The sequence below is a fragment of the Corynebacterium evansiae genome (genome assembly GCF_027570065.1).
GTDB lineage: Bacteria > Actinomycetota > Actinomycetes > Mycobacteriales > Mycobacteriaceae > Corynebacterium > Corynebacterium evansiae.
Map to the genome: position 1 here is coordinate 135,415 of NZ_JAKMUT010000004.1, position 13,323 is coordinate 148,737.

General features: G+C 61.9%; 14 protein-coding genes and 2 tRNA genes. 7 read left to right on the top strand and 9 right to left on the bottom strand.

The window, feature by feature from the left end; all coding sequences use genetic code 11:
- Positions 1-34: 34 nt before the first annotated feature.
- On the bottom strand, positions 35-1,021 hold the full coding sequence (locus tag L8V00_RS05770; protein WP_269944478.1) for a squalene/phytoene synthase family protein: 987 nt from the start codon (positions 1,019-1,021) through the stop codon (positions 35-37).
- Positions 1,022-1,431: 410 nt separating this feature from the next.
- On the opposite strand from L8V00_RS05770, the gene L8V00_RS05775 reads away from it, so the two are divergent.
- Complete coding sequence (locus tag L8V00_RS05775; RefSeq protein ID WP_035005376.1) at positions 1,432-1,650, top strand: heavy-metal-associated domain-containing protein; 219 nt, start codon at positions 1,432-1,434, stop codon at positions 1,648-1,650.
- Between the two features lie 119 nt (positions 1,651-1,769).
- Here L8V00_RS05775 and L8V00_RS05780 read toward each other — a convergent pair whose 3' ends face one another.
- The 4 genes from L8V00_RS05780 to cmrA form a co-directional block, all read right to left on the bottom strand.
- The gene (locus L8V00_RS05780) at positions 1,770-2,267 is read right to left on the bottom strand and encodes a flavin reductase family protein (RefSeq protein ID WP_269944479.1); all 498 of its coding nucleotides are present in this window, start codon (positions 2,265-2,267) and stop codon (positions 1,770-1,772) included.
- Positions 2,268-2,294: 27 nt separating this feature from the next.
- Positions 2,295-2,370 (bottom strand) — tRNA-His (locus L8V00_RS05785).
- Positions 2,371-2,455: 85 nt separating this feature from the next.
- Positions 2,456-3,088 (bottom strand): oligoribonuclease, encoded by a 633-nt coding sequence (gene orn, locus L8V00_RS05790; RefSeq protein ID WP_034964791.1) that lies wholly within the window; start codon positions 3,086-3,088, stop codon positions 2,456-2,458.
- Positions 3,089-3,146: 58 nt separating this feature from the next.
- On the bottom strand, positions 3,147-3,950 hold the full coding sequence (gene cmrA / locus L8V00_RS05795) for a mycolate reductase (protein ID WP_269944526.1): 804 nt from the start codon (positions 3,948-3,950) through the stop codon (positions 3,147-3,149).
- Between the two features lie 159 nt (positions 3,951-4,109).
- Between cmrA and L8V00_RS10095 the strand changes: the two genes are divergently transcribed.
- Positions 4,110-4,625: a DUF6882 domain-containing protein gene (locus tag L8V00_RS10095; protein WP_420840038.1), complete on the top strand. Its 516-nt coding sequence runs from the start codon at positions 4,110-4,112 to the stop codon at positions 4,623-4,625.
- Positions 4,626-4,921: 296 nt separating this feature from the next.
- Here the strand turns inward: L8V00_RS10095 and L8V00_RS05800 are convergent, their stop codons facing one another.
- Positions 4,922-5,251, bottom strand: a complete 330-nt coding sequence (locus tag L8V00_RS05800; RefSeq protein ID WP_049049698.1) for a hypothetical protein — start codon at positions 5,249-5,251, stop codon at positions 4,922-4,924.
- 236 nt (positions 5,252-5,487) lie between these two features.
- Positions 5,488-5,564: transfer RNA gene (locus L8V00_RS05805), tRNA-Arg, on the bottom strand.
- Between the two features lie 198 nt (positions 5,565-5,762).
- Here L8V00_RS05805 and L8V00_RS05810 point away from each other — a divergent pair.
- The 5 genes from L8V00_RS05810 to L8V00_RS05830 all read left to right on the top strand — a co-directional run bounded on the left by L8V00_RS05810 (position 5,763) and on the right by L8V00_RS05830 (position 12,076).
- Positions 5,763-8,057, top strand: a complete 2,295-nt coding sequence (locus L8V00_RS05810; RefSeq protein ID WP_269944480.1) for a bifunctional copper resistance protein CopD/cytochrome c oxidase assembly protein — start codon at positions 5,763-5,765, stop codon at positions 8,055-8,057.
- A 183-nt stretch (positions 8,058-8,240) separates the two neighbouring features.
- Positions 8,241-8,765 (top strand): single-stranded DNA-binding protein, encoded by a 525-nt coding sequence (locus tag L8V00_RS05815; protein ID WP_035005371.1) that lies wholly within the window; start codon positions 8,241-8,243, stop codon positions 8,763-8,765.
- A 166-nt stretch (positions 8,766-8,931) separates the two neighbouring features.
- Positions 8,932-10,602, top strand: a complete 1,671-nt coding sequence (ettA, locus tag L8V00_RS05820; RefSeq protein ID WP_269944481.1) for an energy-dependent translational throttle protein EttA — start codon at positions 8,932-8,934, stop codon at positions 10,600-10,602.
- A 165-nt stretch (positions 10,603-10,767) separates the two neighbouring features.
- Entirely contained in the window at positions 10,768-11,250 is a 483-nt protein-coding gene (locus tag L8V00_RS05825; RefSeq protein ID WP_035005369.1) for an acyl-CoA thioesterase, read from the top strand.
- A gap of 115 nt (positions 11,251-11,365) precedes the next feature.
- Positions 11,366-12,076: a DUF8185 domain-containing protein gene (locus tag L8V00_RS05830; protein WP_269944482.1), complete on the top strand. Its 711-nt coding sequence runs from the start codon at positions 11,366-11,368 to the stop codon at positions 12,074-12,076.
- A gap of 46 nt (positions 12,077-12,122) precedes the next feature.
- On the opposite strand, the gene L8V00_RS05835 is transcribed toward L8V00_RS05830, so the two are convergent.
- Both L8V00_RS05835 and L8V00_RS05840 read right to left on the bottom strand, forming a co-directional pair.
- The gene (locus L8V00_RS05835) at positions 12,123-12,917 is read right to left on the bottom strand and encodes a TSUP family transporter (protein ID WP_269944483.1); all 795 of its coding nucleotides are present in this window, start codon (positions 12,915-12,917) and stop codon (positions 12,123-12,125) included.
- A 2-nt stretch (positions 12,918-12,919) separates the two neighbouring features.
- Entirely contained in the window at positions 12,920-13,309 is a 390-nt protein-coding gene (locus tag L8V00_RS05840) for a globin (protein ID WP_111712251.1), read from the bottom strand.
- Positions 13,310-13,323: the final 14 nt, after the last annotated feature.

The window sequence follows — 13,323 nt, forward strand, 5'->3', positions numbered from 1 at the left end:
GGCTGGCTAGTGCAGGCTAGCGCTAGCGCTAGCGTTAGCGCAGGCGCGCGGCGCGGGGGACTGCGCGCGCGATGATCTTCGCCTTTTCGGCTCGCGGCACTTGCACGCGGGCCGTTTTTAGTTCCGCGACTGGGGTGCGGTCTAGCCGCTCGTTCAGCGCGGCGAACAAGTCGTGCGCGCCGAGCACCCCCACCCGGGCCGTCAGCGGCAGCAAAGCCATGGTGCCGCGCGCCTGGGCAAGCTCCGCGCGGATCTCGGAAACCAGTTCAGCCTTCAACTCTTCGGTGAGTTTCGGCAGGTAAGAGCGGTTCAGCCCGACCGTGTCCTCCTGGTAGTCTCGCAGGAAATTCACCTTCTGGAAGGCGCTGCCCAGCGCGTAGGCGCCCTCGTCAGTGCGGGAGCGCTGCTCCGCGGTCAGCGGGTTCCCGGCCTGCTCGGCGTGCGTGGCGAACACCGCGTTGCACATCCACCCGATCACGCCCGCGGATCCGTGCACGTAGGCGGCAAGTGGCAAGGGGTTGGAGCTGGGGGCGTCCGAACGCATGGACGCGAAGAAGTCCACCGTCCAGGATCGTTCGAACCCCGCCCAGCGCGCGGTGGTGGCGAATGCGTGCGCGATGGGGTCGGTGCTGAAGCCGGTGTCTAGCGCCGTGAGGGTGGTCTGTTCGTAATCGTTGAGGGTCTTTGTGACGCCGCAGGCCGGCACGCCCAGCGTCTCAGCCGTACCGTCGACGATTTCATCCGCGATGCGGGCGAGCGCGTAGATGTTGCGGATGTGCAGCTTGATCGTGGGCGCGAGGAGTTCGCTGGCCAGGTAGAAGCTGGTGGAGTAGTGGCGGATGATGCGGGAGGCCGCGGCGGTGGAGGCCTGCGTGTACAGCGCGCCGGGGTCGTCGTGGATACTGGTGGCGGGGTGTGCGGTAGCGCTGGCGCTGCGGTGTGTGGTGGGGCTGGCGCTGGGGTGTGTGGTGACGGTGGCGCTGGGGCGTGTACGAAAGGGGAGTTTGGGCAGGCGGGCCATGGTGATTAATGCTAGCCCACGAGGGTTTGGAGGCTGGGGAGTGCCCTGGGAGGGCAAATGTCCCAAATCTTCCACTCTGCTTTTATATCTATTATGTTTGCGCTGGTAAGGACGTTTTGACGTATTCGTCAAAACCGAAAAAATCTCGAAAGTGGAAGATTTGGGACATTCGCCTTCTAGAGGGGAGGGTGAAGTCCGCGAACATCCGCGCGCATATTTTGGAGAATGCAGGCGTTGTGAGCCCACGCAGCCCACAAAGACATGCTCGCTATGGCGTACCCGCTAGGTAATGCCCGCTAAGGAATCCCCACTATGGCGTTCCCGCTAAGGCATACCATGGAATAAAGCGCGTTCCGAAGCGCTGAATATTAAGAAGGTTACGAAAGCTACGTCAAAGAGAGGCGAACGTCATGAGCACATACACCTACAACGTCACTGGAATGAGCTGCGGGCACTGCGAGAACGCCGTCAAGGAGGAAGTTTCCAACCTTCCGGGCGTTTCGAACATTGAGGTCAGCGCAGACAAGGGGCTGCTGACGTTCGAGCACGACGGGGCAGCAGGGGAGCTGACGGATCAGCAGGTCATCGACGCAGTCGACGAGGCCGGCTACGAAGCCACCCGCGCATAGCGAGAGTGCAGCGCGCTTTGGCGCACGGAGCGCGGTGAGACGTGTGCGTGCCCCGAAGGGGGGAGCGGGGAGGCGCACCGCCGCGCAAACTGTGCGCGCTGCGCACGAGCGCCCCGCCGCTAGAAGGGGCGCAGCCCAGCGATGCTGTAGAACTGGTGGCCCAGGAAAAGTAGCGCAGAATCGTCGGAGATCTCCGACACGTCCAGGACCTCCGCCGCCACCAGCGTAGATTCCCCCGCCTGGGCCGTATCTGAAATGCGCGCCCGCATCACGGCTCGGGAGTTCGGCAGCAGCGGCTCGCCCGTCTCGGCGGTCACCCACCCTTGAGATTCCGCGAAGCGGTCCGCGCCTGAGGTGGCGAAGGAGTGCGCGATGGGGGACTGGGCGTCATTAAGAAAGTGCACCAACATGCTGCTCGACCGCAACAATTTGCCTGCCGAGCCCGTGCGCTTCATCAGCGAGAAACTGATCGATAGTGGGTCGAGCGACAGTGAAGCAACAGATGATGCGGTCAGGCCGACAGGCTTGCCGTCGACGGTCGCGGTGATCAGCGTTACCCCCGCCGGATGTCCGCGGAAGACATCTCGAAACGCTGCTTCAAGATCGGTGTTACTCATTAGCATCACTAGACCTTTGGAAAAATTTGGGGTGACTGACGGGACTCGAACCCGCGACACCTAGGATCACAACCTAGTGCTCTACCAGCTGAACTACAGTCACCATTGCTGTTGAAAACAGCGGATTTCATGTTAGCCCACGCCCTGCGCCTTAACCAAAAGGCCAGCTCGCAAGGGGTGAAACTGGCCTAGATAGGGAAGCGCTCCGTCGCTGCCTTCGCCGCGGCTGTCGCGTCCGCGTTCGATGGGTCGGCCTCCACCAGCATCGCCCGGCGGTAGTAATCCAGCTCGCGGATGGATTCCTTGATGTCCGCCAGCGCGCGGTGCGCCATCCCCTTGGCAGGCTGGCCGTTGTACACATGCGGGTACCAGCGGCGGGCGAGCTCCTTCAGGCTGGAGACGTCGATCATGCGGTAGTGCAGGTACTGGTCCAGGTGTGGCATGTAGCGGTTGATGAACTTCCGGTCCGCGCTGATGGTGTTGCCAGCCAGCGGTGCCACGCCTGCGGTGGGCACGTGCTTCTTCACGTAGTCGAGCACCTGCTCCTCGGCCTCTTCCAGCGTGATGTCGGAGGCGCGGATCTGTTCCGTCAGGCCGGATTCGCCGTGCATCTTCGTCACGACGGCATCCATGCGGGCGAGGTCGCGTTCGGTTGCGTGAATCACCAGGTCCAGCCCCTCGTCGAGTGGGGTGAGGTCCGCATCCGTCACAATCACCGCAATCTCGACGAGCACGTGTTGGTCCGGGTCGAGGCCCGTCATTTCGCAGTCGACCCACACGAGTCGATCGTTTTTGGCAACTTGATTCGGGGTGGTGTTCACGGATGTTCCTTTCTGTTGTTGATAATTCTATGTCTTTTTTGGTGACGCCCCCTCGGAATCAGTCGCTTTCGGTTGCCATTTGGGCATAGAACTTACCCACGATCGGCGCGGTGACCTTCCGCGGCAGGTACGTGGAGACGAAGTTCATGGCCTTGGACAGTGGGCCGGGGACTACACGGAGCTTGTTCTTGGACAGGGCGGTCAGGGTGTCGATGGCGCAGTCTTCGTAGGTAGTCCAGAGGAAATCCGGGACGGCATCGTCAACCTCGGTGAGCTGCTCGTCTTCCTTGCGGGCCTCGCGCACAGGGCCGGGTGCCAGCAGGGTGCACTTAATGCCGTGGTCCTTGAGCTCGTAGTGCAGGGACTCGGTGAAGGTATTGACCATCGCCTTAGTGCCGACGTAGGTGGCGTTTCCGGGGATGGCCATGTTGCCGGCGGCGGAGCCGACGTTAACGATGCCGCCCTCGCCGCGTTCCAGCATGCCGGGTAGTACGGCCTGGGTGAGTTCGTAGAGTGCGGTGGCGTTCAGCTCGAACTGCAGACGCTCGTAATCCCAGTCGAGGTCCTTGAACTGGCCGAAGGTAGCAATGCCGGCGGAGTTGATGATGATGCTGACCGGGGTGGTACGCAGCTCTTCCAGCAGCTCTGTGCGGGCGGGGGCATCCGCCAGGTCGACGGAACGGATCTGCACATCGCGGTTCGGGAATGCATCCGCGATCTCCTGCATGGGGGCCACGGTGCGGGCGACTAGAAGTAGGTCGTAGCCGCGCCGGGCGAGCTCCTCGGCGATGGCCTTGCCGATGCCGGAGGAAGCGCCGGTGATCACAGCGTAGGAGCCCGGGGTGGGGGCGGGGAGGTCCAGCTCTACGGACTTCTGGGACTTGCCCAGGGGGAGGGAGCGGAGGGCGTCAATAGGGTTAAAGCGGCTATTCGCAGTCATGGCTACAACCATAGCGGGCGGCTCGGACAGGGGGTCGAGGTTCAGCGGGCGAGCTGAATTGGGCGGTGTTAGTTTAACCGCATGATCCCCGATATTCGCAGAGTCGGGCAGCACGCGACTCTCTACGCAACAGCACGTAACGAGCAGATTATTGACTTCATAATCGACCACACCGGCGAGGGGTGGCAGTACAACATTGAATCCTATGGCGGCATTCACCGCTTTGTGTTCCAGGGGCCTAAGGGGGAGCTAACAGCTAATGCCCACCTGATCGCTTCTGTCGCTGAGAACCCTCCAACGCTTCTGTGGCGATGGTCTGGGCAAGCTCAGGAAGGGAATACAGCCGGTCTGAATGTCAGCAACGCTGCGGAAGCGATGCGAAAGTGGGGCAACAACAAGATCTACCTGGCTTTGTTAATCAGGAGGTTCCATATCAGCCGGGCGAGGATGCTGTTACTTCGGTTGCGGGGGACGTTGGCGATGCCGCGTTTGAGATTTTTGGCCCACAGACCGTTTTCTTGTACGTCCCCATCAATCAGAGCGGCACATTCGCAACCTTCTTGCTGGATGGGTTTAGCATTCCTATACCAGAGATGACTATCGAAGAGATCTTCGTTAAGTGGGATCGCATACTTTCGCACTGCGATGACCAGCGTGGAGTATCGAAGGTATTTCCCACATGCGACCAGACTGGCGAGTCGAAGAAGTTGAACCCGAGGAGTATCAGCGCGCGTGGAAAATCGTTGACGAAAAGGGCCGTTACTTCGTGGCCGAAATAACGGTTAACAGGGGAGAGCGCTACATGTCCCTTAGTAAGAAGGGACTTTTCACGGAAGAAGGTACCTGACGAGAACTGTCAGGCACCTTCGTGGCCAGAAAAGTGATGCAGTGGTTTAACGCAGGAGGCCAGCCTGCTTTGCAGCGGCGCCGATCAGGCCGATGCCTGCGGCAGCCACGGCGATCCAGGTGAGGGTCCAGCCGAACTGAGTGGCGCCGTAAGCAGTCTTGGCAGAGGAACCTGCCATGACGGATCCTGCAGCCATCTCTCCGGTCGCCTTGGTGTTCGGTGCAGCACCGGTTCCACGGAGGACGAACATACCAACTAGCTTTGCGGCTTCAATCTTCTGAGCGTCAGTGGGCGTACTCGGGGCAGCCTGAGCTGGGGCAGCAGCGAGGCTGAGGGCTGTCGCAGCAGCGACGGCAGCAGTAGCAAAACGCTTCATGGGGTCTCCTTTTGAGGTTTCAAAAACATGCAATTTCTATTGCAATCGCTCTTAGGTTAGACCAAGAAAAGGGGTCGACGCTCAGGAAACGTTAAACCCTTTCTTAGATGAGACGCGTTTCACATCCACGGCAACTCACAAGTAGGGGGCTGAGGCGCCAACGTGTCCACGATGCCGTGGCCGAACTGGCAACCTTGCCACGACTGAAGTGTCAATTATGTCGTGACTCATGACAATGGCGCCCCCGGCAGGACTCGAACCCGCGACACATGGGGTAGAAACCCACTGCTCTAATCCACTGAGCTACGGAGGCATACGAGTAGATGATAATGCACGCGCACGTGCGCTGAATTTGCGGGGCAGCCATACCGTAAGCGTGGCACAGCCGCGCAGGTCGGTACGGGGCAGCGTGGCACTGTCGCGGGGGTTCAGTGCGCCACCACTGTGACGCAACCAACAACACAAAACCGGGAAGTTCACCCTGTCCGGAGCGGAGGGTAAGGTTCCAAACATGTCCTCCCAGGCAGATCAGGAAGCTAAGCAAGCAGCGCAAGCCAAGCCCGCACAGGCGGAAGCGCAAACCCCGACCCAGCCCGCGAAGCTGGGCAACCCCGGCCTCGTGTACCTCATCGGTGCACTCGTCGCCGGGTGTTTCGGCGCGGTCATCGGCTACTCTTTCCTCGGCGAATCGCTCGCCCTGCTGGGCATTCCGGATCCCGGTCCGCTGACCACCATCGGTCTGCCCTTCGTCCGCGGCGCGGCGATTTTCATCGGCTGTCTGGGCCTCGGCGGGTTCCTCATGTCCGCCTTCGGCACGCCCCCGGACAAGCAGGGTTATCTCACCCTCGACGGCTTCCGTGCCGCACGCACGGGCACCTGGGGAATGATCGGTTTCGCAGTCCTGTCGATCCTGCTGATCCCCATGTACATGTCGGACATCTCCGGCAGCCCCCTCAAAGAGGTGCTCAAGCCCGAGTATTGGGGGATTGCGCTGGATCAGGTGTCGGCGTCAAAGGCTTGGCTCTGGGTTGCCATCTTCGCTGGCGTGGCCGGTGGGCTTTCGCTGCTCACGCGCAAGTGGATCTGGCAGCCGATCTTCCTGGCGCTGTCGGTTCTTTCGCTGATCCCGCTGGCGCTGGAGGGGCACTCCGCGGCGGGCGGTAACCACGACTACGGTGTGAACTCGCTGCTCTGGCACATCATCTGCGTCTCACTGTGGGTGGGTGGCTTGCTGGCCCTGCTGGCGCACGCGAAGCGCCGCGGCCCGCACCTGGCCCTCCTCGTCCAGCGCTACAGCACCTTGGCGCTGTTCTGCATCATTGCCGTTGCGATCTCCGGCTTCATCAACGCACTGCTGCGCGTCCACCTGGACGAGCTCTTCACCACCCAGTACGGCCTGGTCATCGTCGCAAAAATGGTCATGACGTTGCTCCTGGCTTGGTTCGGCTGGGAGCAGCGCTCCCGCATCATCCCGAAGCTACGCGAAGGCGAGGGCGAAAGCGGTAAAACCACCAACGCTCAGCGCAAGCCGTTCATCCGCTTCGCTGCACTGGAGATCTTCATCATGGCCGCCACCATCGGCATCGCCGTCTCCCTGGGCCGCATCCCGCCGCCGATCGAGCAGATCGTTGACCTCACGCAGCAGGACGTACTGCTGGGCTACACCCTCACCGAGCCGCCGAGTATCGGGCGTTACTTCACCATGTTCCGCCTGGACCTCATCTTCGGCGTGGGCGCGATCCTCCTCCAAGCCGGTTACATGTGGGCCTGGCTGAGCATCCGGAAGCGCGGCATCGAATGGCCCATCCAGCGCCTGATCTGGTGGACCGCCGGCAACGTCACCCTGCTGTTCGCCACCAGCTCCGGCCTGGGCATGTACTCCATGGCGATGTTCGGCCCACACATGCTGCAGCACGTGATTCTCTCCATGGCCGTGCCCGTGTTCTGGGTCCTTGGTGGCCCCATGACGCTACTACTGCGCGCCCTGCCCGCCGCCGGCCGCGACGGCGTGGCGGGCCCGCGCGAATGGTTGGTCGTGTTCATCAACAACCCGTTCTCGCGCTTCCTGACGCACCCTATTGTCGCCGGAACGCAGTTCGTTGTCGGCTTCTATTACCTCTATCTTTCGCCGCTTTTTGACGCCATTGCGGGTGAGCACGCCGGCCACCTGTTTATGATGCTGCACTTCATCATCTCGGGGTACATCTTCTATTGGGTGATCATCGGCGTGGATGCTGCACCGCGGAACCTCTCGCCGTTCATCAAGATGCTGACCCTGTTTGCGATGGTGACCTTCCACGCGTGGTTCGGTATCGCAATGATGCAGATTTCCGAGCCGCTGAACGCGGAGTTCTACAACCAGCTGGACTTCCCATTCCCGGTGGACCTGGACCACCAGCAGTACTTGGGTGGCAGCATCACCTGGGCTCTGGGTGAGATTCCGCTGCTGGTGGTTTCCATCGCCCACGGGTTCCAATGGCTGCGTTCCGACCGGCGCGAGGCCAAGCGTTTCGACCGCCGTGAAGAGCGCACGGGTGACGAAGAGCTGGAGGCGTACAACGCGATGCTGGCTGGGCTTTCCAGTGGGCAGATCGATACTGGCAACCGCGCGTACTACGGCGATGATTACCACGACCAGGACGTGCAGAGCACTCTGCACTCGGCCAAGCACAAATCGCAGCACAAGGCCCAACATAGGAGCCAGAGCCAAGCCCAGCGCCAGGCTCAGGGGCAGGGCAAAAACCAGGCTCAAGGCAAGGCTGAAACCAAAGCCGAGAACAAGCAATCCCGCGGAAAGTCGGACTAACGCACACCCGGCCGCGAACTGTCAACCCCCTTCTTTTCAACCTGTGGATAAGCGCCTTTGAAGGGCAGAGTTGTCCACAGGGTGGCGTCACGAAGAAAAAGAAAAACCCCGAAACGCGCTAACAATAAAGCCACGCGCCGGGGAACAAGCTTCGGTGCGACAACAAGGAAGGGGACAAGTCAGATGAGCAACAATCTGGCGCAGGCATATCTGGTGGGGAACGCGGTTGACCACCCGCAGATTCGGATCAAAGGGCTGGACGGCGGGCCCACACTCACCACGTTCCGCGTGGCGATGAACCACCGCTACCAAGGCGCGGACGGGCAGTGGAAGGACGGCGACCCGTGCTACATGGAAGTGCAGTGCTGGGGAGCGCTGGGCGACAACGTCAGCGCGACGGTGTGCAAGGGGATGTCCGTGATCGTCGTCGGACGCATCGTGCAGAGCACGTGGGAAGCCAACGGCGAAGATGGCCAGCCCGTGACCCGCAGCGTGCTGCGCGTGCGTGCGACTCACGTGGGTCCGGACCTGAGCGCCCGGAACGTGTTGGTGAACGTCCGCAAGGCTGTGGAGCAAAACGCACAGCAGGCCGTGGAACAGAACGTTCAGCAGAACCTGGCGCAGAACACGGCGCAGAACGGTGGCTCGCCGGAGCTGGTGGGAGTCGGCGCAGGCGGCCAGGAAGAGGAAGTGGAACCTGCGTTCTAAGCGCTAGTCTCAGCGCTAATCCAAGCGCTTAATGGGCGCTAAATGGTGAGGCCGACCTGGGCCGCTCGGGGGAGTAGCCCAGGTCGGCCTTCGCACGGTGGCACCACGTACACTGGGTGGGCGAATACATTGGGACACTAACCACGAAAGGTCAAAAGAGTTCACCGTGGGCGAGTTCATTTACACCATGAAGAACGTGCGCAAGGCGCACGGCGACAAAGTCATCCTGGATAACGTCACGATGGCGTTCTACCCCGGCGCCAAGATCGGCGTGGTGGGCCCGAATGGTGCAGGTAAGTCTTCCATCCTGAAGATCATGGCGGGCATCGATCAGCCCTCCAACGGCGAGGCTTTCCTGGACCCCGGCGCAACCGTCGGCATCCTGCTGCAGGAGCCGCCGCTGAACGAGGAAAAGACCGTTCGCCAGAACGTCGAAGAGGGCATGGGCGAGATCTTCGAAATCCGCCAGCGCTACGAAGAGATCGCCGAAGAAATGGCCACCAACTACACCGACGAGTTGATGGAAGAGATGACGACTCTGCAGGAGAAGATCGACGCTGCAGATGCGTGGGAGCTGGACTCCAAGATCGAACAGGCCATGGAAGCGCTGCGTTGCCCGCCGTCCGATGAGCCGGTGACCCACCTCTCCGGTGGTGAGCGCCGCCGTGTGGCCCTGGCGAAGCTGCTGCTCTCCGAGCCGGACCTGCTGCTGCTCGACGAGCCCACTAACCACCTGGACGCCGAGTCCGTGCTGTGGCTGGAGCAGCACCTGAAGGACTACAAGGGTGCCGTCCTGGCCGTCACCCACGACCGCTACTTCCTGGACCACGTCGCCGGCTGGATCTGTGAGGTCGACCGCGGCAAGCTGTACCCCTACGAGGGCAACTACTCCACCTACCTGGAGACCAAGGCCAAGCGCCTGGAGGTCGCCGGCAAGAAGGACGCGAAGCTGCAGAAGCGACTCAAGGAAGAACTGCAGTGGGTCCGCTCCGGCGCAAAGGCCCGCCAGGCCAAGAACAAGGCGCGTCTGCAGCGCTACGAAGAGATGGCTGCCGAGGCGGAGAAGTACAAGAAGCTGGACTTCGAAGAGATCCAGATTCCGACCCCGCCTCGCCTGGGCAACCAGGTGGTCGAGGTCAAGGATCTGAACAAGGGATTCGACGGCCGCACCCTGATCAAGGATCTGTCGTTCACCCTGCCGCGCAACGGCATTGTGGGCGTCATCGGCCCGAACGGTGTAGGTAAGACCACCCTGTTTAAGACCATCGTTGGCCTGGAACAGCCGGACTCCGGCGAGGTGAAGGTCGGCTCTACCGTGCAGCTGAGCTACGTGGACCAGAACCGCGAGAGCATCGACCCGGAGCAGACTGTCTGGGAGGTTGTCTCCGACGGCCTGGATTACATCCACGTCGGCCAGAACGAAATGCCTTCCCGCGCGTACCTGTCCGCATTCGGCTTCAAGGGCCCGGACCAGCAGAAGCCTTCCAAGGTGCTGTCCGGTGGTGAGCGCAACCGCCTGAACCTGGCGCTGACGCTGAAGCAGGGCGGCAACCTGATCCTGCTGGATGAGCCGACAAACGACCTGGACGTTGAGACCCTGTCCTCCCTGGAGAACGCTCTGCAGCAGTTCCCGGGTTGCGCCGTGGTCATTTCGCACGACCGCTGGTTCCTGGATCGTACCTGTACCCACATCCTGGCTTGGGAGGGCAATGTTGCCGAAGGCCAGTGGTACTGGTTCGAGGGCAACTTCGAGGACTACGAGAAGAACAAGGTCGACCGCCTCGGCCCGGAGGCTGCACGTCCGCACCGCGTAACGCACCGCAAGCTGACCCGCTAGTCGGGAAGCACGCTGAAGTAGCTCGGCGGCGCAGGCCAATTTGCTGGCCTGCGCCGCCTTTCTCGTTTAAACCGTGTAACTACGTGAACCTGTGTGAACGATGTGGCAGTATTGGTTCACGAAACAAAAGTTATCTGTGAGGTTCTAAGCGAGGTTTGAAACGCAATGCCCTTCATCGAACACGAGGCCACCGGGACTCGCTGGCACACCTGCCACCGCGAGCTCCGCTGGTCCGACTTCGACCAATACCAGCATGTCAATAACGCCAAGTATCTGGAATTCGGCCAGGACGCGCGGATGGTCTTCCTCAAAGACGTGCTGATGGAAATGGACATTGCCGTGCCCCCGATGTTCGCGCGCCACACCACCATCGACTACCCATTCCCGCTGTCGCCGGGGGAGTCGGAAGTGGCCGTGGCCTCCTACTTCATCGACGTCGGGCGCAAATCCTGCACCATGCGCCAGGTCGTCCAGGATTCCGTCGGGCGGATCACCTGCACCATCGACGCGGTCATGGTGGGTATCGACGTGATGACTGGGAAGTCCCGCGAGTGGAGCGAACAGGACATCGACAACATCAACCAATTCTTGATCCCGGAGGACCACGAGGTGGTCACCGACCGCGCCACCACCGCCGCGCGCTTCTAGCGGCGCATGAATACTTGCGCGCTTGCAGTCCGGCGCTGTCCTCGCGGACTCGCTGACCCGCAAGCGCCCAGCCCGCGCGAGCTTCAGCTTTGGGGAGGGCTAAGGTGGGGGAACTATGGGCGTCACAATCGATTTACAGGGAACAATTGATTCGCGATCCGCGACCGCGGCAGTGAGTGCCATGCGGCGCGCGGGGGCGGTGATGAAACGCGCGCTGGTGATGGATCCGGGCGCGCTGGTGCGTCTGAGCGCTGTGGGGGAGCGGTCGACGGATCTTTTTATTTCGACGCCCCTAGGCTGCGTGGCTTCCGTCCGAGTGCCCGGACAGGTCGTCGGCGCCGGCAGTGGCGGCACTGTGGCCTACGCCAGCGACGCGCTGGAGGCGATCGTCGCGTTTGAACCCGGCCAGCAGACCCTCGACCTGGGCGCGGACATGGACCTGATGTGGGTTGGCTCGCCGCCTCCGCAGCAGGGCTTCGAGCTGATCGACACGGTTCCGGGGGACGTGGTGCGCGGCCTACACGCGGACATGGCCACGGAGAACGAGGCTAACTCCGGGCCGATGGGGATTGCGCGCAGCCTGCTAGAACAGCAGGTTCTCACAGTGCAGCGCGGTAATGACGCCACCGCCTCCGTTGCCCTGGAGGGGCGAACGATCGCGGCGCTCGGCGGCCTGCGACTGGTTCCGGAGCCGGGGGAGAAGCTGCGGGACTATGACTATGTGCGCGTGAGCGCCAGCGGGTCGTGGATTCGGGTGGATGCACTGGTTGGCAGCGTGTACGCGCCACGCCCCGGTGGACTGGCGCGGGTTCCCGGGCCACGCTAGAGGTTTGGGGAGCCGCCGCACGCGGAGGTGCTGCGACGTGAGCGATTTAGGAACCGGCGTACATGTCGTAGCCCAACTTGGTGCTCATGACCACGACAACGACGAGCAGCGCGATGCGGACAAAGCCGGTTCCCCTGGTAAGCACCAGGCGTGCCCCAATTTGCGCTCCCGCCACGTTGAAGACCGCCAGGCCGAGGCCCAGCAGCCAAAGCACGTGACCGCCGATGGCGAACACGGTTAGCGCGCCCAGGTTCGTGGCGATGTTGATGACCTTCGCCAGTGCGGCGGATTCTACGAAGGATCTGCTAAGAAGCGCGGTGAAAACGATAATGAGAAACGTGCCCGTGCCCGGACCGAAGAAGCCGTCGTAAGTGGCGATAGCTCCCACCGCGAACAGCGCGATGAGCCATCGGCGACGGCTCTGCGATGGAGCGCGTTGGGGTGTGCCAAAGCTGGGTTTGAGGGCGACATACGTGCCAACCGCAAGCAAGAGAATAATCACCAGAGGTCGCAAAACCTCGGAGCTGAGCGCTGCTACCAGCAGCGCACCAGAGGCCGAGCAGGCGAAAGCCAGCGGAACCCCATAGGCCACCAGGCGCCGATCGATCTTTTGGCGAATATCAGAGGATCGGAGCATACGTGCTGCGGCCGATGAGGTGCCGAAAACCGCCGCCAACTTGTTTGTCGCCATTGCCGAGGCTTCGGGGGTCGCGGGTGCCACGATCAAAATGAGGGGGATGAGGACGAGACCACCGCCGCCGACGATGGCATCAATCAGCCCGGCGATGAAGGATCCCACTGCGAGGAGTGAAAACGCCTCGGCAGAAAGATCGGCTAACACTTTTAGAACTGATCGGGAGTGTTGACCAGCATGTGTGCAACTCGCTCCATGTGTTCCCACATGGCCGCGCGGTGCTCGTCGGGGAGCTGTTCTTTATCGATGGTGGCCATGGCGTTGCCCATGAGTTCCAGCCAGCGGTCGCGGGCGGCCGTGTCGATGCGGAATGGGGCGTGGCGCATCCGCAGGCGCGGGTGGCCGCGGCGAGCGTTGAATTCCGCAGGGCCGCCCCAGTACTGCACCAGGAACCAGCGCAGTCGATCCTCGGCGCCTTCGAAATCCTGTTCCGGGTACATCGGCGCGAGGATATCGTCGGTGCGGACCTGGCGATAGAACTCGTGCACGATGGCGCGGAAGGTCTCTTCGCCAACAGCGTCGTAGAAGCTAGAAGTCATGCCTCCAACCTTAT